Consider the following 26,621-nt stretch of genomic DNA (forward strand, 5'->3'; position numbering starts at 1 on the left):
CACAGGGGGGGTGTCGATATTGGACCGCAACGATTAACCTACTGACAGTTCCGACGCCGGCCACGGGGGTGGGCTCAGGAACTAACGGGGGGAAATCATGTCGTTGTCCGGCATACAAGCACGCCCATCGCGGCGAATAAGCGCATTGGCGATCGCCATTCTGCTATTCGCTGCACTATTCCAGGTCGTCCTGCCCGTCCGGCCGGCCCGCGCGGTCATTTCCACGGACCACGTCACCTTCTGGAACACGGTTCTGATCAACACGTACCGGCAGCTCACCGGGGACGCGGCCGCGCCGACCCGGATCAGCCGGGCCGGGGCGATCATGCACGTGGCCGTCTACGACGCGGCGAACTCGGTGCTGTGCGCCCGACGCGCGGCCGACTGCCTCGGCCAGCCGTACGCGATCAAGGTGGCCGGCGGCGGAGACTTCAACACCGCGGTGGACTACGCCGCGTACACGACGCTGACCAGTCTCTACCCCTCGCTCGCGGGGGTGTACCAGGCCAGGCTCGCCGAGGCCCAGGACGGCGTCGTGGCCTCGCCCCAGCAGGCCGCGGGCCGGTCCATCGGGGAGCAGGCGGCCCAGGCCATCCTGCAGCGGCGAGCCGGCGACGGTTCCGACGCGCCGATGTCCTACACGTACGACGGGGTCCCCGGTGCTTTCCAGCAGATCGGCACCGGTGCGCCCGTGACCCCGCAGTGGGGCGCGGTCCGGCCCTTCGTGATGACCAGCGGTTCGCAGTTCCGGCCGCCCATGCCGGGCGAAGGATCGACCTACGACGAGGTCGTGACCGGTGCGGAGTACACCGCGCAGTTCGACGAGGCGCGGCGGCTCGGCTCGCGCGACTCGACCGAGCGGACCGCCGACCAGACCCGGGCCGCGTTCTTCTGGGCCAACGACGCCGACGGTACCTACAAGCCGCCGGGCCAGCTGTTCTCCCACACGCAGACCGTCGCCAACGGTCAGAACGTCTCGGCGGAATCCAGGGCGAAGCTGTTCGCGCAGGTCGCGATCGCCATGGCGGACGCGGCGATCCTGGCCTGGGACGCGAAGTACAACACGCCGGTCGACCTGTGGCGGCCGGTCACCGGCATCAACCAGGCCGACACCGACAACAACCCGGACACCCCGAAGGTGGCCTGGCAGCCGCTGGCCGAGGCGACGCCGAACTTCCCGGCCTACGTGTCCGGGCACGCGACGTTCGCCTACACCTGGGCCACCGTGATGCAGCACTGGTTCGGCCGGGACAACATCCGGTTCACCGGCGACACCGACGACCCCGACGCCACCGTCAGGACGCGCACGCTCGCGAGCTTCAGCGCGGCCGCCGACGAGAACGCACACAGCCGGCTCTGGCTCGGCGTGCACTGGCACTTCGACGCCGACGCCGTACTCAATCCGGGCACGGAACTCGGCGAATACTCGGTCGACAATTCGCTCTACTACAACAGTTCCCCGACGGAGCTGCTGTATCAGCACCGCGACGGCGTCACCAATGCGCGGACGGTTTGCAACAACACCGGCCGTCAATTGTCGAATGAGCACCGGTGGGAATTCTGGCGGTGCGCGGTGAGCGGCAGTTCGTTCGATCTCTTCGTCCGCTGACCCATTTCCGCCGCCCATTCCGGGACCGGGGACCGCGCCTGCCGTGGTCCCCGGTCGCGGGCGTCCCGCTTACTACGGTTGACGCTATATATCGTCGGCCGTACTATCGGCCGCGTGCAAGAACCTACCTTCCTCATCCTGACCGCGCTGGCCGCCGAGCCGCTCCACGGGTACGGGATCGTCCAGTCCGTCACCGCCCTCTCCGACGGTGAGGTGAAGCTGCGGCCCGGCACGCTGTACGGCGCCCTCGACCGGCTCGCTGACCAGGGCCTGATCGCCGTCGAACGCGAGGAGGCCGTCGACGGGCGACTGCGGCGCTACTACCGGCTCAGCGACGCCGGGGCGACCGCCCTGACCGAGCAGGCCGAGCGGCTGCGCCGACGGGCCGCCACCGCCGAGGCGCAACTGGGTCTCCGGCCCGGGTTCTCCGGCGGTGCCGCATGAGCCTGCGCGATCGTGTGCTGCTGGCGGCGTACCCGGCCCGCCTGCGCCGCCGCCACGGCGCCGAGCTGATCACCACCTTGAGCGAGCTGACCCAGGGGCGTCCGTCCCGGTCCGACCGGCTGCGCCTGGTCACCGACGGCCTCCGCGAGCGGTTCCGGCTGCCGGTGCGGCAACCGCTGGGTGTGGTCATCGCGGTGCTGGCCACGCTGGTCGGCGGGGCGATCGGCCTGGCCGCCGGGTCGTGGGCGGGCGAGCAGACGTACCCGTCGATGCCGGCGGTGGAGGCCGTGGCCCGCGACATCCTGGGCCCGGCGGCCCGGCCCGACCGCCTCGAGCGTGAACGTTTCGCGCTGGACGTCGTCGAGCGGCTCGGCACGCCGGCCGGCCCCGCTGACGTGCAGCGCCGGGTGGGAGAGATGCACACGCGGCTGGGTGAGACGGGCTGGAGTGTCACCCCCGTCGAGCGCCGCGGCGACGACCAGTGGAGTTTCTGGGCGCAGTCCGGCGGGCTGCGGGTCTCGGTGGCGGGGTATTCCGGCCCGGAGTCCGCTGTCGAGGCCATGGGATATCCGGTGCGCCCGGCCACGTACCTGCCGTTGGTCCTCGGTGGTCTGCTGGTGGGGCTGCTGGCCGGCTGGCTCGTGGGAGCGGCTCTGGCGTACCGGTTGAGGGGGTCCGTCCCGGCCGTCGTGGTGGCAGCTCTCGGAGCGGTGACCCTGGCCGTGCCGGCTGCGAAGCTCTACCAGGGTCTGATCATCTTCCTGGGCCGGGATGACGGCTTCGGCGTCGGCGCGCTGGTGCACGACGCGCTCGCCTGGATGCCGTGGCCCCTGCGGGACCCGACCGTGTTCCCGGACTCCCTCGGGCCCGGCCTGCGGGCGCTGCTGGCGGGCTCGACGCTGATCGCGCTCGCCGTGGTGATCGCCCCGCGGCCGGGCGCCGGATCCGGTGTGTCTCAGCCGGCTAGGGGCGAGTAGCCCGGCGTCCAGCCGGAGACGTCGCAGAGCCGGCCGCGCCACAGACAGCCGCCGCGGCCGGCGTGGTCGGGGGAGTGGATCCGGGCGTTGCGCAGATGGAGGTAGCTCGTCGGCGCCATCAGGGCCGTGTACTGCCGGTGGGTCACCTCGCCGCCGGTGTCGCGCAGCTTGACGGCCGCGTGGGCCAGGTCGGACTGTTCCTTCACGTGCTCGGCCATACCGGTGTAGAAGGCGTCCTCGTTGTTGGTCATCTCGCTGACCTCGGCGAACCACTGCCACTGCGGGATCAGTTCGCCGCTGACCAGCAGGCCGTGCACCGTCAGGCTGAGTTGGACGCCGGGGTCCACCGGCTCGGTGAGCCGGTCCATCTGCGCGACGTAGGTGTCGAGGACCTTGTCCGGTCCACCCCAGTCGGCCCGCATCCGATCGGACACCGTGCACCCCCCGCTCAGGCTCCCCGGCTCCGACTCTAGGACAGCACCTCGCCGACCCGGCCGGTATCGGAGAATTCGGCCTTGACCTCGACCGGAATGCCGTTGAGCACGCTGTTGCCGGAGAGCCGGTCGATGACGAACTCGTCGGTGAGCACGTTGCTGTTCACTCCCGGATGGGCGGCGGCGACCGCCATCCGGGTGCCGGCCAGGCCGTGTCCCCAGCCGTGCGGCAGGCTCACCACCCCGGGCATCACCCGGTCGGTGACCTCGACCCGCGCCGACAGGGTGCCCGCCCGCGAGGTGACCCGGGCGTCGCCGCCGTCGGCCAGGGCCAGGCGGGCCGCGTCGGCCGGGTGGACCTGCAGCGTGCAGCGGTCCCGGCCCTTCACCAGGGCGGGGACGTTGTGCATCCAGCTGTTGTTGCTGCGCAGGTGGCGGCGGCCGACCAGGACCAGGTCGTCGTGGTCGCGGCCGAGCGCGGTGCGCAGCCGCTCGACGTCGGCCGCGATCGGGGCGGCGCACAGCTCGACCTTGCCGCTGGGGGTCTGCAGCACCTCGGGGAGCCGGGGCTGCAGCGGGCCGAGGTCCACCCCGTGCGGCTCGGCCAGCAGCCGGTCCAGGGACAGCCCGCCGGGGCTCGCGCCGAAGCGCTCCCCGTACGCCCCGGTGCGCAGGGCGATGTCGAGCAGTCGCTCGGCCGGGTGGTCGCCGGTGACCAGTGCCCGCAGCTCGGACGCGGCGCGCCCGGTCGCCGCGGCGGCCCGCTGCAGCGCCTGCTCCAGCATCTGCTCGTGCAGGATTGCGGGGTCGGTGGTGGCGCCCCGGCCGGCGGCGATGAGGGTGAGCCGGGCCAGGATGTCGCACTCGTCCAGGGCCGCCGGCTCGCCCGGCAGCACCGGCGGGGAGTACGCGGCGAAGTTGCGCACCGCCAGCGCCAGGAACGAGAAGTCGTAGTGACCCTTGCGCGCGGGGTCGCTCGGTGGCAGCACCACGTCGGCGTGCCGGGTGGTCTCGTTGAGATACGGGTCGACGCTGACCATGAAGTCGAGCCCGCCGAGCGCCCGGTCCAGCCGTTCGCTGTTCGGTGTGGACAGCACCGGGTTGCCGGCCACCGTGACGAACGCCCGCACCTGCTCGTCGCCGGGCGTCTCGATCTCGTCGGCCAGGGTGGCCACCGGCAGCTCGCCCTTGATCTCGGGCAGGGCCCGGACCCGGCTGTGCCACCGGCCGGTGTGGAACCCCTTGCCACCGGCGCGCGGGCGCGGGCTCACGTGCGCGGCGAGCGGGAACATCACGCCGCCGGGCCGGTCGAGGTTGCCGGTGAGCACGTTGACGACGTCGACGAGCCAGCTGGTCAGGGTGCCGAACTCGACCGTGCAGGTGCCGATCCGGCCGTACACCGCGGCGGTGGGCGCGGCCGCGAGCTCCCGTGCCAGGCCGCGGATTCTCTCCGCCGGTACGGCGCAGACCGCACTGACCCGCTCGGGCGGGAAGGCGCCGGCGAGCTCCCGCACCTCGTCGACGCCGGTCACGTGGCCGGCCAGCCCGCCCAGCTCGACCAGGCCCTCGGCGAACAGGGTGTGGACGATGCCGAACAGCAGGAACGCGTCCGTGCCGGGCCGGATGAACAGGTGCTCGTCGGCGTGCTCGGCGGTGCGGGTGCGGCGCGGGTCGACCACCACGAACCGGCCGCCGCGGGCCTGGATCGCCTTGAGCCGGCCCGGGAAGTCGGCCGCGGTGGCCAGGCTGCCGTTGGACTCCCAGGGGTTGGCCCCCAGCACCAGCAGCAGGTCGGTCCGGTCGAGGTCCGGCACCGGGATGGTCAGCGGGTTGCCGTAGAGGTAGCCGCACGCCACGTGCTTGGGCATCTGGTCGACGGTGCTGGCCGAGAAGATGTTGCGGGTGCCGAGGGTGCGCAGCAGCGGCGTCAGGTAGAGCCCGCCGGCCATGGTGTGCACGTTCGGGTTGCCCAGGTACAGGGCGACGGCGTGCGGGCCGTACCGGTCGATGATCGGCCGCAGCCCCCGCTCGACGGCCTCGAACGCCTCGTCCCAGCCCACCTCGACGTGGGTGCCGCCGCGGCGCACCAGGGGCCGGCGCAGCCGGTCCGGATCCGCCGCCAGCTCGCCGAAGGTGGCGCCCTTGGGGCAGATGAAGCCGTGGCTGAACACGTGCTCGCGGTCGCCGCGCGCGGCGACGATCCGGTCGTCGCGGGTCGTCAGCTCCAGGCCGCACGCTGCCTCACACAGCGGGCAGGTCCGGAACGCCGTACGTGTGGCAACACCAGCCATGTCGATCACCCGTCTCGTGGTTACTGACCAGTATCCTGCCATGGCGGCGGCCCTTCCCCCAGGGATTGATAGGTATCACTCCAACTGCGAGGATGACGTAGGTGACTGGTGGCGCGATGGCAACCGTGAAGCGGGCTGTGGTCCCGGCGTTCTCCGCGATGGTGCTGGTGCTGGCCGGCCCGCTGACAGCGGCGCCCGCCGCGGCCGCGCCGCCGGACGCCGATCCGGACCATCCCTGGCGGATGCGGCACTGGCCGCAGACCCAGCCGTGGCAGCGCGACCAGCCGGCCGCCCGCCGGGCCGGTGCGGACGCTCCCCAGCCGGTCGACCCGCAGAACTACGAGCTGCCGGACACCATGACCTGGGACGACTACCGGGCGGTGCCGGGCACCGACTGGTCGGATCCGGCGGTGCCGGGCTCGGTCCGCAACTTCCGGGGCGCCCTCGTGCTGGTCGATTTCCCCGATCAGCCGTTCGTCGTGACGCAGCCGGCCAACTCCACTGTCTTCGGCAATCCGTCCACCGTGCACGACCTGCCGCGCGCCGACGTCCCCGCTTTCTACCGGGACTTCCTCAACAAGCCCGGCGAGCTGAACCGGGGCCACACCATCCACGAGTACTGGATGGAGGACTCCGGCGGTCGCTACGGCATCGGCCTGGGCTCGCACGGCGTCTACCAACTGCCGGCCAAGAGCCACGAGTACGGCATCGAGAACTCGATGCAGCGCGGCCTCGGCTGCCCGGCGGGTGACAAGTGCGGCCGCGACCTGCGCGCCGACGCCCGCGCCGCCTGGCTCGCCGACGTCGGGGAGACGGTGGCCGAGCAGTACGACTTCGTCTTCTACCTCGCCGCCGGGCAGGACGAGTCGTCCACCTGGCAGGAGTTCGGCCAGATGAAGTTCGCCGACCGGGACAGCGTCCCGGACGCCTTCGGGCCGCCGGACGCGGCCCTGCCGAACTGGAACGCGACCCGCTACGTCGACTGGACCTCGTGGCAGGCCTCGGCCACGGTCTGGCCGAACGCCGCCAACGGCAGCTCGGTGCAGGCGGAGAGCTCGGGCATGTCCACCTACGCGCACGAGTTCAGCCACATCCTGGGCGTGGGGGACAACTACAACAACCCGTACTCGGTGCCCGCGCGGCGCGACTACAGCGGGCCGTGGGAGATGCTCAGCCGCGGCACGTTCAACGGGCCGGGCGGTCCGCACAGCCGCTGGCTCATCCCGGGCACCGCCGGGTCGTCGATGGGCGCCCAGCACATGCTGCGCAACAAGATGAAGCTCGGCATCATCGACGACGCCGCGGTGCTGCGGCTCTCCCGTGACGCCCTCGCCGGCTCGGGTGTCGTCGTGGCCCGGGTCAAGGCCCGCGCGGTCGAGCCCGGCCGGGGGCTGTCAGGGATCAACGTGACGCTGGACGGCGGGGACGGCAGCCCGGCCTGCGACACCGCCACCGACCCGTACTGCGACGGCGGCCGGTACGACAACTACACGGTCGAGGTGGTCGACCGGATGGGCTTCGACTCGTTCACCCCCGACTCCGGGGTGCTGCTGGCCAAGACCAAGAACGCCGACACGGCGCCGTTCATCTGGACCGTCGACGCGAACCCGCAGGACATCGACAAGGTCGACTTCGTGCTCCCGGACGGGACCCCGCAGAAGATGACCATCGGCGACTACCGGCAGCTCTCCGACGCGCTGTTCCACGCCGGCACCGGTTCGGGCAGCGAGTACGAGTACGTCGACACTGCCAACCGGCTGCACTTCTACGTGCTGGACGTGCGGCGGGACAAGGTGGGCGTGCTGTCGTACACGGTCGCGGTCCGCTCGCTCGACGGCGCCGGACCGCAGGCCCGCGGCGTGGTGGCCGGCCCGGCCGTCGCCGCCGTGGCGCCCTCCGGCTGGGCGCGCTGCCGCATCCCGGTCCGCAACACCGGCCGCGCCACCACGACGGCGGGCCCGCTGAGCGCCTACACCGGCTCCGACGTCTACCGCGTGTCCGCCTCGGCCGGTGCGGGCTGGACGTCCTGGCTGCCGCACGCGGTCACCGACGTGGCCAACGGCCGTAGCGCGTCGGTGGACGTCTACGTCAAGCGCCCGGCCGGCGCCCGGGGCACCCGGGTCGCGGTCACCGTCACCTCGGAGAGCAACCCGGCCGCGACGGCCACGACCTCGTGCCGGGTGCGGTGAGGGCTACCGGAAACCGGCGCCGGTCAGCAGCACCAACCCCACAGCCGTCAGCGGTACGGCGGCCAGCAGCGCGACCAGGCGACGCCGCCACGTGTCCACGACCAGCACCGTGAGGAGTATCCCGAGCGTCACGTCGATGAGGGCCGTCCACAGCGGCCCGGAGCCGTAATTGCGGTCACCGATGCGGCGGGCGTACACCACTGCCTCGGCGAACATGACGGCTGTGGGCATGGCCGACGCCGCGAGCTGCCACCGCCCGGGGCGCCGCGCGGCTATCCCGGCCCCGCCGAAGACCACTCCGGCGATCACGGCGGCGCCCATCCACATGATGGCCACGGAGTTGTACATGTTGGCGACGTCGTCGTCCTGGATCACGGCCGCCGCCAGGTAGTAGCTCGGCACGGCGACGACCAGCATGACGACCGCGGCGGCGATGCCCCGGGCCCAGCCCCACCGCCCCCAGTACGCGAACAGGAACCCGGCCACCGCCCACACGGCCAGGGAGTTGCCCAGCTCGCCGAACGGGGACGGCACGTACTTGATCCATACGAAGTCGAGCGCCCCGAGCAGCAGGCCACCCACGGGGGCGGCGACGACGGCGTTCCGGTTGATCATCACCTCCGGGAGCTTAGGCACGTATCCGGCCCGGCAGATCGGGCGTCGGGCGGATTCACCCGCCCCCCGGATCGGCCGAAAGGCCGACCGGAGCTGTCGATGCCGGGCCCGCTCCTTCGTCGTAGCGGTATGTCCGATCAGATCCGGCTCAGTGCCGTCACCCTCGACTGTCCCGATCCCCGCGCGCTCGCCGAGTTCTATGCGGCCGTCATCGGCGGCACGGTGACGTGCCGGGACACGCAGTGGGCCACCGTGCAGGGCCCGAACGGCCGCATCGACTTCCAGCGCGTCCCCGGCTACACCCCGCCGGCCTGGCCCGACCCGGCGTCGTCGATCATGATGCACCTCGACTTCCTCGTCACCGACCGCGCCACGACCGAGGCCCGCGTGCTGGCCGCGGGCGCCACGAAGTACGACTTCCAGCCCAACAGCGGCCAGTGCTTCGTGTACGCCGACCCGGCCGGCCACCCGTTCTGCCTGACCACCTGGGACGGGCTGATGCCCTGAGGGGTCGCCCGGTGCAGGGTGTAGCGTGCAACTGCTGAAGGGGTGCGTGGTCATGGAGTTCGACGTCACCATCGAGATCCCCAAGGGAACTCGCAACAAATACGTGTTCGACCACCCGACGGGCCGTCTGCGCCTGGACCGGACCCTGTTCACCGCGACCCAGTATCCGGCCGACTACGGCTTCATCGACGGCACGTGGACCGCGAAGAAGGACGCGCTCGACGCGCTCGTGCTGGTCCGCGAACCGACGTTTCCCGGATGCCTCATCCGGTGCCGGCCGATCGGCATGTTCCGGATGAGCGACGAGCACGGGCCGACGCCGAAGGTGCTGTGCGTGCCGACCGCGGACATCCGCCTGGCGGATCTGCGCGAGATCACCGACCTCGACCCGTTCCTGCAGCTGGAGATCCAGCACTTCTTCGAGATCTACAAGGCCATCGAGCCCGGCCGGAGCGTCGACGTGGGCGGCGAGCGCTGGGCCGGGCGGGCCGACGCCGAGGCCCAGGTCGTGGCCGCCCTCGGCGGTCAGGAACCGACGTAGGCGAGGGCGAAGCCGATCGTCGGGACGCCGAACAGGACCGAGATCAGCGCGAGTTTGGTGATGGTCGGGCGGCGGGTGAGGATCGCGTACGCGGCCAGCAGCACCGGCGCCATCACCAGCTGCGCCGTCAGGGTGGAGCGCGGCACCAGCACGTCGAGCCACGCGCAGAGGATCGAGATCGCCAGCGCGCCGGCCCACAGGGCGATCCCGAGCCGGTGGGCGAAGCGCGCGCCGAAGCGCACCGCGAACGTCGTGTCCCCGGCGCCGGTGTCGGCGGCCAGGTCGGTCACGGTCGTCGGCAGGTACAGCGCCGCCGCGAACAGCAGGCCGATCAGCCCGAACTGCCACGGGAACTCCCACGGCGTACGGGTGATCGCCCAGCCCGCGGCGGGGGAGACGACCCCGACGACGAGCGCGTTGACCGCCACGTCCCAGCCCGGCCGGGTCTTGAGCCGCAGCGGCGGCACGCTGTACGCCCAGCCCAGCAGGAGCACCCCGGCCACCCCGAGCACGAACAGCGGCCCCACGAACAGCGCACAGGCCAGGGCCATACCGGCGATCCCGTAGTACCACCGCTGCAGCCGCTCGGCGGACAGCGCCCCGGTGACCAGCGGCGCGGTGGCCTTGCGCGGGTTGGCGCGGTCGCTGCGCAGATCGTGTAGGTCGTTCTGGGCCAGCACCGCGCCCCAGACGAGCGGGCCCAGCACCAGCAGAGCCACCAGGGCCCGGGCTGCGTCGGCGCGGGCGGGCAGCCAGGCCTGCCCGGCCAGCACCGTGCCCAGGTAGGCGGGCACCCAGGAGACCGGCCAGAACCAGGGCCGGGAGACCAGGACGAGCAGCGCGGCGGGACGGTCCAGCACCGTAGTCATACCGGCATGGTCCACCGTCGTGTCTGTGGGCCGGCTGAGAACACGCTGCGCGTTAATCGGCTGCGGCGACCTCGGCCCGCACCTAGGCTCCGATCGACAGCAGTCAGTCCGCGCACGGGGGATGGTCGGCCATGACGAGCCAGCTGCACGCGATCTGCTTCCTGGCCCACGAACCCCGGCGCCTCGCGCGGTTCTGGTCCGAGCTCCTGGGCCGCGAGCTGGTCGACGATGCCCGGGACGGGGTCGCGCTGCTGCCCGACGCGGACAACGCGTACCGGATCCGGTTCCTCGCGCACGACGAGCCGAAGCTCTCCCAGAACCGCGCCCACTTCGATCTGACCAGCGCCTCCGAGCAGGATCAGCAGCAGACGGTGGCCCGGGCCCTGGCGCTCGGCGCGCGGCACACCGACGTCGGCCAGCTGCCCGAGGAGGGGCACGTGGTGCTGGCCGACCCCGAGGGCAACGAGTTCTGTGTCATCGAGGCCGGCAACAACTTCCTGGCCGGCTGCGGATTCATCGGCGCGGTGGCCGGCGACGGTACGCAGGCCGTCGGTTACTTCTGGAGTGCGGCGCTGGGCTGGCCGCTGGTGTGGGACCAGGACGAGGAGACCGCGATCCAGTCGCCCGCCGGCGGTACGAAGATCACCTGGGGCGGTCCGCCCCTCATGCCCCGGACGGGCAAGGACCGGCTGCAGCTCGACCTCGCGGTAGGCGTCCACACTGACGTGCGGGCCGAGGTCGACCGCCTGATCTCCCTCGGCGCCAAGCGCGTCGAGACCGGCCCGCGCGACGACGGCCGGGTGCTGATGACCGACCCCGACGGCAACGAGTTCACCGTGCGCGGCTGAGGCGGCCGGGTCAGAGGGTCAGCACGATCTTGCCGCGGGCGTGGCCGGTCTCGCTCAGCTCGTGGGCGGCGACGGCCTCCTCCAGGGGGAACGCGGCCGCGACCGGCACGGTGAACCGGCCCTGCTCCGCGAGGGCGGCGGCCACCGCCAGCCCGCCGAGCGCCTGCGGATCCGCGCCGGGACCGCCCGAGTGGGACAGGTGGACCCCGTACGCCGCGGCGTTCAGATCCGCCACCGTCACCACCCGGTCCGGGCCCCCGGCCAGCGTGACCAGATCGGGCAGGGAGCCGGAGCCCGCGCAGTCCAGCACGGCGTCCACCGGGCCGACGCGGTCCCGCAGCCCCGGCCCGTACGTCGTCGGTGCCGCCCCGAGGCCGGCGAGGAAGTCGTGGTTGCGGGCACTCGCCGTGCCGATGACCGTCGCGCCGCGGGCCACCGCGAGCTGCACGGCGACCGTGCCCACACCGCCGGCCGCGCCCTCGATCAGCAGGGTCGTGCCGGGGCCGGCGCCCAGCCGGTCGAGCACGCGGGTGGCGGTCTCCACGTTCGCGGCCGCGCCACCGGCCTGCTCCCAGCTCAAAGCGTCCGGCTTGGCCGCCCAGCCGGTCAGCACGGCGTAGCCGGCGTTCGCGCCGCCCAGCCGCGCGACGTCCACGACGCCGAAGACCGCGTCGCCGGGCCGGACGTCCGTGACGCCCGCGCCGACCTCGTCGACCACTCCGGCGGCGTCGACGCCGGGTACATGCGGCAGCGTCAGGGGCAGGCGGTCGCGGAAACGGCCGGACCGCAGGTACCAGTCGGCGGGGGTGACTCCGGACGCCCGTACCGCCACCCGGATGTGGCCCGGCCCGGCGTGCGGCTCCGGTGCCTCGACGACGCGCAGGACGCCGGCGGGGCCGTACTCGCTGAACTGCAGTGCTCTCATGGACCGGGACGTTAACGGAACACCCCGTCCGTTTGGCTAAAGTGAGAGACATGCCGGAACGGTTGCCTCACACCCTGCGCTCCGACGCCCGGGACAACCGCGAGCGGATCCTCGCGGTGGCCCGCGCCACGTTCGCCGGCGCGGGCCTGGACGTGTCGATGCGCGAGATCGCCCGCCGCGCCGAGGTCGGCCCGGCCACCCTCTACCGCCGCTTCCCGACCAAGGAGGCGCTGGTCACCGAGGCCTTCGCCGAGCAGATGCACGCCTGCACCGCCGCCGTCGACGAGGGCCTGGCTGACCCGGACCCCTGGCACGGCTTCTGCCACATGATCGAGGAGATCTGCGCCCTGCACGCCCGGGACCGGGGTTTCACCGCGGCGTTCATATCGACCTTCCCGCACGCGATCGACTTCACCGCGGCCCGCGAACGCGCGCTGCGATCCGTCACCGAGCTGGCCCGCCGGGCCAAGGCCGCCGGCAAGCTCCGCCAGGACTTCGTCCTCGACGACCTGATCCTGATCCTGATGGCCAACAGCGGCATCCGGGCCTCCTCACCGGCCACCGCGTCGGGCGCGTCCCGCCGCCTCGCCGCGCTGCTGATCCAGGGCTTCTCCGCCGAGCCGGACACGCTGCCCCTGCCCCCGGCGGTCCGCCTGCCGCTCATGCCGGTGACGTGATCCGATGACGGCATCGGCCAGGACCGCGCTCGCCGTGCCGGGCGCGCTGCCGGTGGCCGCCTGGTCGCTGCTGGGCCGGTTCGGGTTCGCGATGACCAACCTGAGCCTGCTGATGTACGTCGCGGCCCGCACGGACTCCTACGCCGTCGCGGGTTCGATCTCGGCGGCCGGCCTGATCGGCACCGCGGCGGGCATCATCGCGCAGAGCAGGCTCCTCGACCGGTACGGGCCGACCCGCACCCTGCTCACCTGCACCGTGCCGTACGCGTTGCTGAGCGCTGCCGTGATCCTCGCGATCGACGCGCGAGCGCCCACCCTGCCGCTCGCCGTCCTGGTCGTCGTGCAGTGCGCAGCGCTGCCGACCGTGCAGGTCGCCTCCCGGGCGATGTGGGGCCGTCTCGTCCCGGCCGGTCCCGTCCGCGACGCGGCCTACAGCTACGAGGCGATCAGCTTCGAGGTGTGCTGGCTCCTCGGCCCCGCCGTGGCCGCCGTGCTCGCCACCTGGCTGTGGCCCGGATCCGCCCTGCTGATCGCGGTCGCGCTGAGCACGGTGGGCGCGGCCGGCTTCGCCCTCACGGCGGCAGCCCGGTCCCACCGCGGGCCGGCGGCGCCCGGGACAGCGACGGCACCGGACCGGCCCGCCGACGGCTTGCACGCGACGGGCCTGGCCGTCCTGCTCGTCGCCACGGGCGCCTTCGGCCTGATCATCGGGTTCGTCGTGGTCGGCGTCACGGCCGGAACCCGGGACAACGGTGAGCCGCAGCTGGCCGGGCTGCTGCTGGGGCTGTGGTCCATCACGTCCGTGGTCAGCGGGGTGGCGTACCAGCGGGCGCCCTGGCCGCGTCCTCCGGCGATCCGCCTGCCGGTGCTGATGGCCGTGTTCGGGCTGGTCCTGGTGCTCCCCGCGCTGGCCGGCGGCACGCCGGTCCTGACGGTCGCGGTCGTCCTGGCCGGCGCGACCCTGGTGCCGCAGGTCACCCTGCACAACACGCTGCTCGATCGGCTCGTGCCGCCGCGGCGGCTGGCGGAGGCGTTCGGCTGGATGACCACCGCCGTCTTCGCGGCGAACGCGGGCGGTCAGGCGCTCGGCGGGCTGGTCATCCAGCGCTACGACTACCGAACGGGGTTTCTCACCGCGGCGGCCTGCGGTCTTGGTCTGGCGGTGGTGGTGTGGGCGGGCCGGAGACATCTGGTGCCCCGCTCGCCGTGACGCCGTACCGGTGGGCGAGGGCGGCGACGGTCGTGGCCATCGCCCGGCGCAGCTCCGCCGGGGCCGTGACCTCCACCTCGGCGCCGAGCCGGAGCAGTTCCTGGCCGGCGTGCCGGACGTTCTCGATCGGGATGGTCGCCTCCACCCAGCCGTCGCGGTCCGGCTCACCCGAGGACTCCGCGACCGCCCGTACCACGGCCGGATCGGCCAGGTCGGGCAGCCGGGCCAGGCCTTCGGCCGACAGCCGGATCGTCGCGCTCGCGGTGAACCGGCGGGCCTCGTACTCCGCCAGATAGGCCGTCCAGTGCGCCACCAGGTCGAAGCCGGCCGGCCGGGCGAAGCGCTCGGTGGTGACGGTGACGTCCCGCACCTGGGCGACCCGGTAGGTGGCGATCCGGCCGGCGTTCCCGGAGGCCGCGACGAGATACCAGGTGCCGGACTTGAGGACCAGCCCGTACGGCCGCAGCCGGCGCCGCACCTCCTGCGGCGCCCGCCACCGCCGGTAGCCCACGTCGACGGCGTGCTGGGCCACGACCGCGTCCATGAGCAGCGTCAGGAACGGCTGCGCCGGCGCCTCGTGGTGCCAGCCGGGCGCGTCCAGGTGGAACACCGCCGCGGTCCGGGCGGCCTGGTCACGCAGCTCCGCCGGGAGAGCCGCGAGCAGCTTGAGCCGGGCGGCGGCCACCTCCTCGGCCAGCCCCAGATCGGCCGCCGGCGCCGGCAACCCGGCCAGGAACAGCGCCCGCGCCTCCCCGCCGCTGAGCCCGGTCAGCCGGGTCCGGTAGCCCTCGACCAGCCGGTAGCCGCCGTGCTGGCCGGTCTCGGCGTACAGCGGCACCCCCGCCGCCTGCAGCCGGGCCAGGTCGCGGTACGCCGTGCGGACCGAGATCCCCAGCTCCGCCGCGAGCTGGCCGGCGGACAGCCGCCCGCGGGTCTGCAGCAACAACAGCATCGACAGCAAGCGACCGGCAGGCATGCGCTGATCATGCCGCTCAACCCTGACAGGTACTGACACAGCGCGGCCTTACGGTCCCGGCATGACACACGACGGCAGCACCGACTTCGACTTCCTGCTGGGCCGCTGGACGGTTCACCACCACAAGCTCGCCGACGGCACGGACCGCGACTGCACCGAGTGGATCGACTTCGCCGGGGTGGGGGAGGCCCGCCCGGTCCTCGCCGGCACGGGCAACGTCGACACCGTCTCGGCGACCCTGCCCGACGGACGCGCCTTCGAGGGCCTGACACTGCGCCTGTACGACCCCGGTGCCGACCTGTGGCGCATCTGGTGGTCGTCGACGACCAACCCGGGCCGGCTGGACCCGCCCGTCGAGGGACGCTTTCGTGACGGGCGAGGCGTGTTCCTCGGCGAGGACGAGGTCGGCGGCAAGCCGGCCCTGGTCCGCTTCCTGTGGTCGGCGATGACGCCCACGTCGGCGCGCTGGGAGCAGGACTTCTCCTTCGACGGCGGCCGCACCTGGGATCCGGTCAACTGGATCATGACCTTCACCCGCCGCGGCGACTGATTTCCCTCAAGGCCCCGCCGCCGGGGCCGATAGTGCCCTCACCTGTGACGTACCCGCCACGGGGTTCACCGTCCCCCCGGAGATGGCCATGTCGAATCGGTCCCGGCGCCCCGGCCTGAAGGCTGTCGCCACGGCGGCAGCCGCCCTCACCGCCCTGTCCTCGGCGCTCGGCGCGCTGCCGGCCGCCGCGGCGGAACCCGCCGTCGCGGGTACGTCGTCGATCATCGTCGGGGTCCGGTCCGGTGCCAGCACCACGGCGGTCGTCGGGCAGCTCGATGCCGCGCCGGGCATCGAGGTGCTGGAATCCGACCCGATCGCCCGGCTGGCCGCGGCCGACGTCACGGTCCCGGCCGCCGACCTGGGCGCCGCGTTGCGGCAGCTGCGCAGCAACCCGGGCGTGGCGTACGCCGAACTCAACCACGTCGTCCGGAGCACCGGCGTCACGCCCGACGACCCTGCCTTCGCCGACCAGTGGGGTGCCACGCGGACCGCCCAGCCGGCCGCCTGGTCGCGGTCCACCGGCAGCGGTGTCACCGTCGCGGTCGTCGACTCCGGCGTCAGCCCGGTGTCCGAGCTCGCGGGCCGGCTCCTGGCCGGCTACGACTTCGTCGACGACGACAGCGACGCCACGGATGTCCACGGCCACGGCACCCAGGCCGCCACCGTCATCGCCGCCAAGGGCAACAACGCCGCCGGCCTGGCCGGGGTGTGCTGGGACTGCAAGATCCTGCCCGTGCGCGTCCTGGGCGCGAACGGCCTGGGCTACACCGACGACGTCGCGGCCGGGATCACCTACGCCGCCGACCGGGGCGCGCACGTCATCAACCTGTCCCTGGGCGGCCCCGACTACAGCCGGCTCACCGAGAACGCCGTCGACTACGCCGTCGCGAAGGGCGCCGTCGTCATCGCCTCGGCCGGCAACTCCGGCGTCAGCGCCCGCAGCTACCCGGCCGGACACCCCAACGCGATCGCCGTCGCCGGTTCGACCAGCACCGACGGCCGGTACAGCTGGTCCAACCACGGCACCGCGGCCGACCCCTGGGTGGATGTCGCCGCCCCGGGCAGCAACATCGCGCAGGGCATGAACGGCGGCCTGTACTGGTACGCCGGGACCAGCTCGGCCGGACCGGTCGTCGCCGGCATCGCCGCACTCGCCCGCTCGGCCGCCCCGGCCGCCTCGGTGGCGCAGATCCGCGCGGCGATCGAGACCGGCGCCGACCCGGTGGGCACATGGGTCGCCAAGGGCCGGGTCAACGCCGGCGCCACCCTGGCCGCGCTGACCGGCACCCCGAACCCGGCCCCGACCCCGCCGGCCCCGCCGACCCCGCCGGCCGGCCCGGTCATCACCGGCCTCGGCCTCACCGACGGACAGCTGATCCGCGGCACCGTGACGTTCTCGCCGTCGGTCACCTCGGCCACGGCCCTGACCAAGGTGCAGCTGCGCACCCAGTCCGGCACCAAGGACGTCACCACCAACCTCCCGCTGACCGGCGCCCGTCAGGTCTCCTGGAAGACGACCAGCTTCACCGGCCCGGCCACCCTGACGCTGACGGCCACCGATGCCGCCGGCCGCACCGCCACCGCGCAGGTCAAGGTCACCGTGGACAACACCGCACCGGCCGCCACGATCACCAGCCCGGCCGCCGGTGCCAAGGTCACCCGGACCGTCCCGGTCACCATCAGCACCACCGCGACGGACGTGGCGAAGGCCGAGCTGCTGGTCAAGAACACGGTCGTCGCCACCGCCACCACCGCCCCCTGGACGCTGACCTGGGACAGCGCCGGCGCCAACGCCGGCGTCAGCCTCACCGTGCGGGTCACCGACACCGCCGGTAACGTCACCACGGTCACCCGCGCCGTCGTCGCCGACAACGCCGGACCGGCGCTGAGCTGGCGGACACCCGCGGCCGACGCGGTCGTCGGCGGAACGCTCAAGGTGGAGGCGAGCGCCACCGACGCCTCCGGTGTGGCCAAGGTCGAACTTCTCCGCGGCGACACAGTGCTGGCCACCGACACCACCGCGCCGTACTCCTTCGGCTGGAACACCGCGGGCGTCACCGGCCGGACGGCCCTGGTCCTGCGGGCCACCGACAAGCTGGGCTACGTCTCCACCACCGCGCGCACGGTCGTCGTCGACAGCAAGGCCCCGGTCGTGACCTCGGCCAGCCCGGCCGCCGCCGCCTCGGTCACCGGCGCGGTGGCGACCAGCCTGGTCGCCACCGACGAGCAGGGCGTGGCCGCCATCGAGCTGCTGGTCAACGGCAAGCGGACGGCCGGCGTCCGGGGCCGCACGAGTCTGGTCTTCGCCATCCCGGCCGGCCGGCTCACCGGTACGCCCACGCTGACCTGGACGGTCACCGACAAGGCGGGCAACGCGACCACGGTCACCCGCACGGTCAGCATCGTCAAGGCGGCCGGCCGGAACTAGGCCGGCCTCCTCTGGCAGGATCGACGGGTGGAAGACCGCAGGACCGCCACCGTGCTGCTCGTGTTCGGGCGCGGTGTCATCGGCGCCGGCGAGCACTACACGCTCACGCCGGCCAGCGCCGCCCGCGTCCAGGCCGCCGCGGACTACACCGTCGCGCACCCCGGCGTCTCCCGCATCGTCTTCACCGGCGGCTGGGCCGAGGCCACCGAGGGCGCCGGGCAACCCCCGGCGGGCTGGCGGGAGGGCGACCTGATGCTGCGCGAGGCCCGGTCGGCGGGCCTCGACCGGCACGCGGACCTGCGCGCCGAGACCCGGTCACGCAGCACGCTGGAGAACCTCGTGCACACCGTGGAGGACGGGCTGCTCGACGGGTACGCGTTCGACGCCGTACACCCGCTCGGTCTGGTCTCGCACCGCGAGCACCTGCCGCGGATCCGCCTGCTCGCCGCCAAGGTCCTCGGCGTGGGCGCCCGAGCTTTGCTGGACGTGCCCGCCACCGGGGGAGAGACGCCGCTGCCGTGGCGTTCCGAGCGGGCCGCCCGGGTCATCGCCCGCCTGGGCTTTCTCGGCACCCGCGACCCGGCCGCGCTGCTGCGGCGCGAACGCCGGATGGTCGCCTCCCTGCGCCGCGCCGAGCGCCTGTTACGAAACCCACCGAAGGAGTTGCGCCGGGCCCGCGACGCGCGGCGCCCGGCTGGGTAAGGAAGCGGTGCCACCGGACCCACGGACGGGCCGGCGACACCACAGAGGAGAACCACGTGCACGAGGAAAACCGGTCCATGATCGTTCTCCTGCCGGTCTATCAGCCCAGCCACCACCTGCCCACTCTCATGACCGAGCTGCGCCGGGTGGCGCCGCGGTGCCGGTTCGTCATCGTCGACGACGGCAGCAGCCCGGCCGCCGCCGAAGTGCTGCGGCAGGCGGAGAACCTCGGCGGCACGGTCCTGCGCCACCCCCGCAACCAGGGCAAGGGCGTCGCCCTCAAGACCGGTCTCCGGTACGCGGCCCAGCAGCATCCCGGCCACGACGTCGTCTGCGCGGACGCCGACGGCCAGCACAGCGTCACCGACATCGTGCGGGTCGCCGACCGCGTCGCACAGACCGGTCACACCGTGCTGGGTGTCCGCCGCTTCGCCGAGAACGTCCCGTTGCGCAGCAAGGTCGGCAACACGGTGACGCAGGTACTGTTCCGGGCCGCCACCGGCCGTGGGGTGCAGGACACCCAGACGGGGCTGCGGGCGTACCCGTCGGCTCTGCTCGAATGGCTCGGCACGGTCCCCGGCGAGCGCTTCGAGTACGAGATGAACGTGCTGCTCGAGGCGGCCCGCGCCGGGCACCGGATCGAGCAGGTCGTGATCACCACGACCTACCTGGACGACAACGCGTCCTCGCACTTCAGCCCGCTGAGCGACTCGGCGCGCATCTACTGGCCGCTGCTGCGCTACGCGGCGGCGGCCCTGCTGACGCCGGCCCGGGCGACCCGCTGACCGCCCGGGGCCGGCATCATCTCAGCACCAGGTCAGGGTGGAGTTCGACCGGGTGACGTTGCTGATGGTGTTGTTCGTGCCGGTGCACGGGCTCCACCGGATGTTGGTGTTGCTGACGGTGAGGTTCTGGAAGCGGATGTTCGACGAGGCCGGGAAGTCGGTGCGCGAGGAGATCCGCACCTCGCCACCGCCGCTGATCGTCCCGGACGCGCCGGCCAGCACGACGTTGTAGCAGTTCTCGATGAGCACCGAGTTGTTGCCGGTGTTGGCGATGTCCACCCGGTCGATGACCGCGCCGCCGCTCTCCGAGACGCAGAAGATGCCCCGGCCGCCGCCGCGCGCCTTGACGGTCCCGACGCGGATGTTGGTGGCGTAACTGCTGCCGATCCGGCCGTTGCGGTTGGCCATCCGGAACGCGGCGTAGCCGGTGCCGGCGCCCGCGTTCTCCGCGTCGACGGTGCCCACGGTGGCGTTGACCGTCTGGTTGAGCAGCAGCCCGGACTCACCGACGTTGCGGGCCGTGACGGTGCCGATGGTGATGCCGTCGACGCCGTAGGTCTCCACGGCGTGCGAGCTGGCCCCGGAGACGTAGGCGCTGTCGATCCGGATGTTGCGCGACGGCACGGACTTGTCGCCGTAGTTGTCGATCCGGACGCCGAGGCCGCTGGACAGGCGCATGTCGATCTGCCCGAGGATCAGGTTGTTCACGCTGCGCATGAAGATGCCGTACAGCGGGGCGCCGGTGACGTTGAGATGGGCCACCTCGACGTCGCGGGTGCCGCGGGAGTAGATCGGCGCCTGGTCGCCGGAGCCGGTACCGGTCACGTTGATCGTGCCGCACACGTCCAGCAGCGTGTAGCTGGGCAGCGAGATCCGGGAGTTCGCGCTGATCGAGCCGGAGCCGCGGACCAGCACGTTCTGCTTGGACGTGCGGCTGGGCAGGCTGCTGATCGCGGCCTGCACCGCCGCGCGCATGTCGGTGCCGGTGTAGACGGTGCTGCTGCCCCGGCGGGCGGTCCAGGTGCTGCCGCTGAGCGTCGCCTCGGCTTGGTACGACAGGGCGCCGCAGGCGGCGGCCGAGGCCTGGGAGAGGCCGACGGCGACGCCGGTGCCGGAGAGCACCAGCGTGGTGGCGGCCAGCAGGCCGGTCCGCCAGCGCCGGCGCGCGGTGGTCTTCGGGCTTGGGGAGGTCATGACTGCTCCAAAATCTCGGCTGACGAGCTGGCCGCCGTGCGCCCTCACGGCTGTGTTCGATGCTCCGGTAAGCGCTTTCCATACACGGACATCGATGTAAAGGAGATGTTAACGGTCACTACCGAGGTGTCAAGGCCGGCCGGCCCGTGACCGGCGGCGGCGAGCGACGTTGAACCATCGCGGAGCGGTGTTCCGCAGGGCCGGCGGGGGTACGGGGTTGAGCGGGGAACAGCTTGTCGAGCCCGTGGTCTACGGTCTTCACGTGCCAGAACAGCCAGTCTCGGACCCGGCCGCCGACACGCCGTCACCCGACGCCGCCGCCGGGCCCGGTCCCGGCCTGCCCGGTTCCGGCGTGCCTGATCTCGGCTTGCCCGATTCCGGCCTGCCCGTCGAGGCCGACTCCGGCAAGTTCACCGTCCGGCTGACCAACTTCACCGGCCCGTTCGACCTGCTGCTGCAGCTCATCGGCAAGCACAAGCTCGACGTGACCGAGATCGCGCTGCACCAGGTCACCGACGACTTCATCGCCTACATCCGGGCCATGGGCGACGACTGGGACCTGGGCGAGACCAGCGAGTTCCTGCTGGTCGCGGCCACCCTGCTGGATCTGAAGGCGGCCCGGCTGCTGCCCTCGGCCGAGGTGGAGGACGAGGACGACCTGGCCCTGCTGGAAGCCGGCGACCTGCTCTTCGCCCGCCTCCTGCAGTACAAGGCCTACAAAGAAGCCGCGGCCGTCATCGCGGACCTGGAGGGCGTCGGCGCCAGACGCTGGCCGCGCGCGGTCTCCCTGGAGCCCCGGTACGCCGAGGCCCTGCCCGACCTGGTCCTCGGCATCGGCCCGGAACGCCTGCTCAAGCTGGCCCTGAAGCAGTTCCTGCCCAAGCCCGGGCCGCCCGAGGTGTCGATCGCGCACATCCACCAGGTCCGGGTCAGCGTCCGCGAACACGCCACCCTGATCCGCGACCGCCTCCGCCGCGCGGGCAGCGCGACCTTCAGCCTGCTGATCGCCGACTGCGAGAACACCCTCGAGGTGGTGGCCCGCTTCCTGGCGCTGCTGGAGCTGTACCGCGAGGGCCTGATCGACTTCGAGCAGCCGGTGTCGCTGGAGGAGATGACGGTCCGCTGGATCGGCGGTGACCGGGCCGAAGGCGACCTCGACATCGACGACTACGAAGGCACACCCCCGGAACCGGACACGGCGGCGATGGACCTGGACGAGGAGGACGCCCACTCCGAGCCGGGCGCGATGGCCTCGGTGGACCAGGACCAGGACGAGGACGACGACGCGGACCTCGACGACTTCGACGTCCCGGACTTCACCGAATACCCCGGCCCCATCCCGGATTCCGCCGACGCCGACGCCGACGCCGACGAGGCCGATGCCGACGCCGACGCTGCGGATGCTGGCGGCGACGGGCGCGGTGCGGCGGAGTTCCCGGCGGGGGCCGAGGCGGACTCCGGCCTGGCCGGGCCGGGTGAGTTCGGGTCGGCGGGGGCGGGTACTTCTGGGGCCGACCGCACCGCAGACCGTGTTTCGACCGACGAGGAACTGTCATGAGCGACGAGCGTCCCGAGTCCCTTGCCGCGCAGGCCGCCTCCTGGGTGCCGCCCTGGGAGCGGGCACCGCGGCCGCCCGATCGGGACTTCGAGGCCGAGGTCCGGGCGGGGGAGCGCGACGACGAGGAGCTCGCCGAGTCGGATCTCACGGATGACGACGACGACTTCGATCCCGCCTTCGAGGGTGCGGACCCGGCGCCCGGTGACGGGGTGCCGGCCGAGTTGCCGCCGTTCCCGGAGGAGGCCGGGGGGCCGCCGACCGTGGACGCCCCGCGCGAGATGCCCGGTGACGAGGAGCGCGAGCCGACCGATGTCGGTGGCGGGCCGGAGCTGCCGCTGCCGGGCGCCATCGAGGAAGCCGCCGAGAACGAGATCGGCAACGCCCCGCTGGTCGACGCGCCGATCGACGGTGACGACGCCGGGGATGTCTTCGACGCGGCCGCCGACGATGACGTCGATGACGACGCGGACGTGGACCTGCCGTTCACGGAGGAGGTGCCCGGACCGGGAGAGGACGACGAGCCGCCCGCCGGAGACACTCCCGCCGGGCGGGCTGACGGGTCCGCGTCGACCGCCGCCGCCGACGCCGCTGCTGACGCCGACGAGGCCCATGCTGAGGCGACCGGAGCGCCGCCGACCGGCGACGACGCCGAGCCGGTCAGGCCCGGGGGTGGGTCGGGGGCCGCGGATGCGGCCGCTCGGGGTGCCGCCGACGTTGAGGCCGCGGTGACCGCCGGGGCCGTGGCGAGTCAGCCTGTGGCGCGGGCGCGGCCGAGTTCCGGGATTCCCGCGCAGGGGCGTGGCAGCAAGGGGGGCGCCGCTGCTTCTGGTGCGGCGTCGACCCGTACCGGAGAAGAAGCGGAACCCCTCCCGCCGATGGACGATGCCGAATTGCGGGCGGCGCTCGAAGCCATTCTGCTCGTCGTCGACGAGCCGGTCGCCGAGATGCAGCTGGCGCAGATCGTCGAGCAGCCGACCGAGCGGGTCGCCGGCATGCTGGAGGACATCTCGGCGCGGTACACCGCGGCCGGGCACGGGTTCGACCTGCGGCGGGCCGCGGGTGGCTGGCGTCTCTACACGCGGCCGGAATATGCGGCCTATGTCGAGCGGTTCGTACTGGATGGCCAGTCGGTGCGGCTCACCCAGGCTGCGCTGGAAACGCTCGCTGTAGTCGCTTACAAGCAACCTGTCACCAGGTCGCGCATCTCGGCCATCCGCGGTGTGAACTGTGATGGCGTCATGCGTACGCTTAGCACTCGCGGCCTCATCGAGGAATGCGGCACTGAGGGCGAGACCGGGGCATTCCTGTACCGCACCACGGCGCTGTTCCTGGAGAAGCTCGGCCTCAACTCGGTCGACCAGCTTCCGCCGCTGGCCCCGTTCCTGCCCGACGATGTGGAAGAAGTGCTCGATGCCTCAGGCTGATCCGGATAGCTCCGTGCGGCTGCAGAAGATTCTCGCCACCGCGGGAGTCGGATCCCGGCGCGCGTCCGAAGACCTGATCTTCCGGGGCCGCGTCACCGTGGACGGCAAGGTCGCCAAGCTCGGCGACAAGGTCGACCCGGCCAAGGTGGAGATCCGTGTGGACGGCGCGCGGATCGTCACCGACACCAAGCTGGTGTACCTGGCCATGAACAAGCCCCGCGGCGTGGTCTCGAGCATGGACGACGAGAAGGGCCGCAACGAGCTGGCCGACTTCCTCGGCACATTCGAGCAGCGGATCTTCCACGTCGGCCGGCTCGACGCCGACAGTGAGGGGCTGCTGCTGCTCACCAACGACGGCGCGCTCGCGCACAAGCTGATGCACCCGTCGTACGGGATCGCCAAGACCTACCTCGCCGAGGTCGCCGGCCCGCTGCCGCGCAACGTCGGGCGCCGGCTGCAGAGCGGCGTCGAGCTGGAGGACGGCCCGGCCAAGGTCGACTCGTTCAAGCTGATCGACGCGATCGGCAAGACCGCGCAGATCGAGATCACCCTGCACGAGGGCCGCAAGCACATCGTGCGCCGGATGATGGACGAGGTCGGTCACCCGGTGTCGCGCCTGATCCGTACGGCCGTCGGCCCGATCCGGCTCGGCGACATGCGCCCGGGCGGTTTCCGCCGGCTGTCGAACGCCGAGGTGAGCGCCCTCTTCAAGGCCGTCGGCGACTGAGCCGGGCCCGCCCGGCACAATAGGTAGTTGTCCGTCAGACGTCCTGGAGGTAGCGGTGGAGCAAGCAGTGCGGCCCGAACGATGCGTGGTGGCCGTCGACGGTCCCTCGGGATCGGGCAAATCCACCGTTTCCCGGCGGCTCGCCACCGCGATCGACGGCATCTACCTGGACACCGGCGCGATGTACCGGGCGATCACCTGGGCGGTGCTGCAGGCCGGCGCCGACCTGCAGGACCCGGACGCGATCGCCAAGATCGCCCAGGAGACCGGCCTGGAGATCGGCACCGACCCGCGCGCGCCGCATTTCCGCGCCAACGGCGAGGACGTCGACGCGGCCATCCGCGGGCCCGAGGTCACCGGCGCGGTCTCGGCCGTGGCCGCGGTCCCGGCGGTACGCCGTCAGCTGGTGCGCCTCCAGCAGGAGATCATCACCGCCGCCCCCCGCATCGTCGTCGAGGGCCGCGACATCGCCACCGTCGTCGCCCCCGATGCCGACCTCAAGGTCTACCTGACCGCGTCGGCCGCGGCGCGCGCCCAGCGCCGCAGCGCGGAGGACGCCACCGACGTGGCGGCGACCGAGGCAGACCTGAACCGCCGCGACAAGCTCGACTCCAGCCGCGCGGTCGACCCGCTGCGCCAGGCCGACGATGCCGTCACGCTCGACACCACGGGCATGGGCATCGACGAGGTCGTGGCAACGCTCCTGAGCATGCTCAACAGCAAGGTGAGTTCGTGAGTGACTTCTCTTCCGAGGTCTCGGCCTTGGAATCCGCACTGCACCAGTCCATGGCGGAGGAAGGCCCCGTCCCGGTCGTCGCCGTCGTCGGCCGGCCCAACGTCGGCAAGTCGACGCTGGTCAACCGCATCATCGGCCGCCGCCAGGCGGTGGTCGAGGACAAGCCGGGCGTGACCCGCGACCGCGTGCCGTACGACGCCCAGTGGAGCGGCCGCCGCTTCACCGTGGTCGACACCGGCGGCTGGGAGCCCGACGCCCGCGACCGCGCGGCCGCGATCGCCGCCCAGGCCGAGATCGCCGTCCAGACCGCCGACGTGGTCATCTTCGTGGTCGACGCCATGGTCGGCGCCACGGACGTCGACGAGAAGGCCGTCCGGATGCTGCGCCGCAGCCACAAGCCGGTCATCCTGGTCGCCAACAAGGCGGACAACCAGAACATCGAGAACGACACCGTGTCGCTGTGGGGGCTGGGACTGGGGGAGCCGTTCCCGCTCTCGGCTCTGCACGGCCGCAACGCCGGTGACCTGCTCGACAAGATCCTGGCCGCGATGCCCCCGGCCCCGGCGATCATCGAGAACGCCCCCCGCGGCCCCCGCCGCGTGGCGCTGGTCGGCCGCCCGAACGTCGGCAAGTCGTCGCTCCTGAACCGCGTGGCCCGCGAAGAGCGAGCGGTCGTGGACTCGGTCGCGGGCACGACGGTCGATCCGGTCGACAGCCTGGTGGAGATGGACGGCGAAGTCTGGCAGTTCGTCGACACCGCCGGCCTCCGCAAGCGGGTCAACCAGGCATCGGGTACGGAGTACTACGCGTCGTTGCGTACCGCCGGAGCCGTCGAAGCCGCCGAGGTCGGCGTCGTCCTGCTGGACGCGTCCGAGGTCATCAGCGAGCAGGACCAGCGGGTGCTGACGCAGGTGGTCGAGGCCGGGCGCGCACTGGTGATCGCCTTCAACAAGTGGGACCTGGTCGACGCCGACCGCCGGACCTTCCTGGACAAGGAGATCGACCGCGAGCTCAAGCGCATCCCCTGGGCCATCAAGGTCAACATCTCGGCCAAGACCGGTCGCGCCGTAGACAAGCTGGCGCCGGCGCTGCGCAAGGCTCTGGACAGCTGGGAGAAGCGCATCCCGACCGGGGCTCTGAACCAGTGGCTGACGGCGCTGACGCAGGCCACGCCGCACCCGGTGCGTGGCGGGCGAGCGCCGCGGATCATGTTCGCGACGCAGGCCGGGGTGGCGCCGCCGAGGTTCGTGCTGTTCACGACGGGGCCGCTGGATGCGGGGTATCAGCGGTTCATCGAGCGGAAGCTGCGCGAGGAGTTCGGGTTCGAGGGGTCGCCGATCGAGGTGTCGGTGAAGCCCCGGAAGAAGCTCGGTCCTGGTGGGCGGGGTAAGGCCCACGGGTAGGT

25 protein-coding genes are annotated in these 26,621 nt (G+C 72.5%); 18 read left to right on the plus strand and 7 right to left on the minus strand.

Going from position 1 to position 26,621, the window contains the following annotated elements:
• Window positions 1–97: 97 nt before the first annotated feature.
• From Aau02nite_RS05495 to Aau02nite_RS05505, 3 genes are all read left to right on the plus strand, one after another.
• Window positions 98–1,609, plus strand: coding sequence for a vanadium-dependent haloperoxidase (locus tag Aau02nite_RS05495; RefSeq protein ID WP_212987217.1), 1,512 nt, complete (start codon window positions 98–100; stop codon window positions 1,607–1,609).
• A 114-nt stretch (window positions 1,610–1,723) separates the two neighbouring features.
• A complete protein-coding gene (locus Aau02nite_RS05500; protein ID WP_212987218.1) occupies window positions 1,724–2,053 on the plus strand; it encodes a PadR family transcriptional regulator in 330 nt (109 codons plus the stop codon).
• Window positions 2,050–3,030: a hypothetical protein gene (locus Aau02nite_RS05505; protein WP_212987219.1), complete on the plus strand. Its 981-nt coding sequence runs from the start codon at window positions 2,050–2,052 to the stop codon at window positions 3,028–3,030. Before Aau02nite_RS05500 ends, Aau02nite_RS05505 begins: the two co-directional genes overlap by 4 nt.
• Here Aau02nite_RS05505 and Aau02nite_RS05510 read toward each other — a convergent pair.
• Window positions 3,009–3,464, minus strand: a complete 456-nt coding sequence (locus Aau02nite_RS05510) for a GvpU-like protein (protein ID WP_246594926.1) — start codon at window positions 3,462–3,464, stop codon at window positions 3,009–3,011. The two genes, Aau02nite_RS05505 and Aau02nite_RS05510, sit on opposite strands and share 22 nt — an antisense overlap.
• A gap of 35 nt (window positions 3,465–3,499) precedes the next feature.
• On the minus strand, window positions 3,500–5,755 hold the full coding sequence (locus tag Aau02nite_RS05515) for a molybdopterin-dependent oxidoreductase (RefSeq protein WP_246594927.1): 2,256 nt from the start codon (window positions 5,753–5,755) through the stop codon (window positions 3,500–3,502).
• A 116-nt stretch (window positions 5,756–5,871) separates the two neighbouring features.
• Here Aau02nite_RS05515 and Aau02nite_RS05520 point away from each other — a divergent pair, with 116 nt between their 5' ends.
• Window positions 5,872–7,944, plus strand: a complete 2,073-nt coding sequence (locus Aau02nite_RS05520; RefSeq protein WP_246594928.1) for a M6 family metalloprotease domain-containing protein — start codon at window positions 5,872–5,874, stop codon at window positions 7,942–7,944.
• 3 nt (window positions 7,945–7,947) lie between these two features.
• On the opposite strand, the gene Aau02nite_RS05525 is transcribed toward Aau02nite_RS05520, so the two are convergent.
• Window positions 7,948–8,559: a DUF6518 family protein gene (locus Aau02nite_RS05525; RefSeq protein ID WP_246594936.1), complete on the minus strand. Its 612-nt coding sequence runs from the start codon at window positions 8,557–8,559 to the stop codon at window positions 7,948–7,950.
• 129 nt (window positions 8,560–8,688) lie between these two features.
• Between Aau02nite_RS05525 and Aau02nite_RS05530 the strand changes: the two genes are divergently transcribed.
• Window positions 8,689–9,066 (plus strand): VOC family protein, encoded by a 378-nt coding sequence (locus Aau02nite_RS05530; protein WP_212987222.1) that lies wholly within the window; start codon window positions 8,689–8,691, stop codon window positions 9,064–9,066.
• A gap of 52 nt (window positions 9,067–9,118) precedes the next feature.
• Window positions 9,119–9,607 (plus strand): inorganic diphosphatase, encoded by a 489-nt coding sequence (locus Aau02nite_RS05535; RefSeq protein WP_212987266.1) that lies wholly within the window; start codon window positions 9,119–9,121, stop codon window positions 9,605–9,607.
• Here the strand turns inward: Aau02nite_RS05535 and Aau02nite_RS05540 are convergent.
• Window positions 9,592–10,476, minus strand: coding sequence for a UbiA prenyltransferase family protein (locus Aau02nite_RS05540; protein WP_212987223.1), 885 nt, complete (start codon window positions 10,474–10,476; stop codon window positions 9,592–9,594). The genes Aau02nite_RS05535 and Aau02nite_RS05540 overlap by 16 nt on opposite strands.
• Window positions 10,477–10,607: 131 nt before the next feature.
• On the opposite strand from Aau02nite_RS05540, the gene Aau02nite_RS05545 reads away from it, so the two are divergent.
• Window positions 10,608–11,324 carry a VOC family protein gene (locus tag Aau02nite_RS05545; RefSeq protein WP_212987224.1) on the plus strand — a complete coding sequence of 239 codons (717 nt, stop codon included), beginning with the start codon at window positions 10,608–10,610 and terminating at the stop codon, window positions 11,322–11,324.
• Between the two features lie 10 nt (window positions 11,325–11,334).
• Here Aau02nite_RS05545 and Aau02nite_RS05550 read toward each other — a convergent pair whose 3' ends face one another.
• Window positions 11,335–12,249 (minus strand): NADP-dependent oxidoreductase, encoded by a 915-nt coding sequence (locus Aau02nite_RS05550; RefSeq protein ID WP_212987225.1) that lies wholly within the window; start codon window positions 12,247–12,249, stop codon window positions 11,335–11,337.
• Between the two features lie 50 nt (window positions 12,250–12,299).
• On the opposite strand from Aau02nite_RS05550, the gene Aau02nite_RS05555 reads away from it, so the two are divergent.
• Both Aau02nite_RS05555 and Aau02nite_RS05560 read left to right on the plus strand, forming a co-directional pair.
• Window positions 12,300–12,926, plus strand: a complete 627-nt coding sequence (locus tag Aau02nite_RS05555; protein WP_212987226.1) for a TetR/AcrR family transcriptional regulator — start codon at window positions 12,300–12,302, stop codon at window positions 12,924–12,926.
• A gap of 4 nt (window positions 12,927–12,930) precedes the next feature.
• Window positions 12,931–14,136 (plus strand): MFS transporter, encoded by a 1,206-nt coding sequence (locus Aau02nite_RS05560; protein WP_212987227.1) that lies wholly within the window; start codon window positions 12,931–12,933, stop codon window positions 14,134–14,136.
• Here the strand turns inward: Aau02nite_RS05560 and Aau02nite_RS05565 are convergent.
• The gene (locus tag Aau02nite_RS05565) at window positions 14,057–15,112 is read right to left on the minus strand and encodes a helix-turn-helix transcriptional regulator (protein WP_212987228.1); all 1,056 of its coding nucleotides are present in this window, start codon (window positions 15,110–15,112) and stop codon (window positions 14,057–14,059) included. The two genes, Aau02nite_RS05560 and Aau02nite_RS05565, sit on opposite strands and share 80 nt — an antisense overlap.
• Before the next feature lie 61 nt (window positions 15,113–15,173).
• On the opposite strand from Aau02nite_RS05565, the gene Aau02nite_RS05570 reads away from it, so the two are divergent.
• From Aau02nite_RS05570 to Aau02nite_RS05585, 4 genes are all read left to right on the plus strand, one after another.
• The gene (locus Aau02nite_RS05570; RefSeq protein WP_212987229.1) at window positions 15,174–15,662 is read left to right on the plus strand and encodes a hypothetical protein; all 489 of its coding nucleotides are present in this window, start codon (window positions 15,174–15,176) and stop codon (window positions 15,660–15,662) included.
• An 88-nt stretch (window positions 15,663–15,750) separates the two neighbouring features.
• Window positions 15,751–18,090: a S8 family serine peptidase gene (locus Aau02nite_RS05575; protein WP_212987230.1), complete on the plus strand. Its 2,340-nt coding sequence runs from the start codon at window positions 15,751–15,753 to the stop codon at window positions 18,088–18,090.
• 27 nt (window positions 18,091–18,117) lie between these two features.
• Entirely contained in the window at window positions 18,118–18,792 is a 675-nt protein-coding gene (locus tag Aau02nite_RS05580) for a YdcF family protein (RefSeq protein ID WP_212987231.1), read from the plus strand.
• A 77-nt stretch (window positions 18,793–18,869) separates the two neighbouring features.
• On the plus strand, window positions 18,870–19,577 hold the full coding sequence (locus Aau02nite_RS05585; protein WP_212987232.1) for a glycosyltransferase family 2 protein: 708 nt from the start codon (window positions 18,870–18,872) through the stop codon (window positions 19,575–19,577).
• Window positions 19,578–19,598: 21 nt separating this feature from the next.
• Here Aau02nite_RS05585 and Aau02nite_RS05590 read toward each other — a convergent pair whose 3' ends face one another.
• Window positions 19,599–20,771 (minus strand): hypothetical protein, encoded by a 1,173-nt coding sequence (locus Aau02nite_RS05590; protein WP_246594929.1) that lies wholly within the window; start codon window positions 20,769–20,771, stop codon window positions 19,599–19,601.
• A 352-nt stretch (window positions 20,772–21,123) separates the two neighbouring features.
• On the opposite strand from Aau02nite_RS05590, the gene Aau02nite_RS05595 reads away from it, so the two are divergent.
• From Aau02nite_RS05595 to der, 5 genes are all read left to right on the plus strand, one after another.
• Window positions 21,124–22,329: a segregation and condensation protein A gene (locus tag Aau02nite_RS05595; protein ID WP_246594937.1), complete on the plus strand. Its 1,206-nt coding sequence runs from the start codon at window positions 21,124–21,126 to the stop codon at window positions 22,327–22,329.
• Window positions 22,330–22,823: 494 nt separating this feature from the next.
• Window positions 22,824–23,753 (plus strand): SMC-Scp complex subunit ScpB, encoded by a 930-nt coding sequence (scpB, locus tag Aau02nite_RS48035; RefSeq protein ID WP_438841103.1) that lies wholly within the window; start codon window positions 22,824–22,826, stop codon window positions 23,751–23,753.
• Window positions 23,740–24,480, plus strand: coding sequence for a pseudouridine synthase (locus tag Aau02nite_RS05605; protein WP_212987234.1), 741 nt, complete (start codon window positions 23,740–23,742; stop codon window positions 24,478–24,480). The genes scpB and Aau02nite_RS05605 overlap by 14 nt, the downstream gene beginning before the upstream one ends.
• 55 nt (window positions 24,481–24,535) lie before the next feature.
• Window positions 24,536–25,216, plus strand: a complete 681-nt coding sequence (gene cmk, locus Aau02nite_RS05610; RefSeq protein ID WP_212987235.1) for a (d)CMP kinase — start codon at window positions 24,536–24,538, stop codon at window positions 25,214–25,216.
• Window positions 25,213–26,619, plus strand: coding sequence for a ribosome biogenesis GTPase Der (gene der / locus Aau02nite_RS05615; protein WP_281420959.1), 1,407 nt, complete (start codon window positions 25,213–25,215; stop codon window positions 26,617–26,619). The genes cmk and der overlap by 4 nt, the downstream gene beginning before the upstream one ends.
• Window positions 26,620–26,621: the final 2 nt, after the last annotated feature.

The organism is Actinoplanes auranticolor, assembly GCF_018332655.1.
Taxonomy (GTDB): Bacteria; Actinomycetota; Actinomycetes; order Mycobacteriales; family Micromonosporaceae; genus Actinoplanes; species Actinoplanes auranticolor.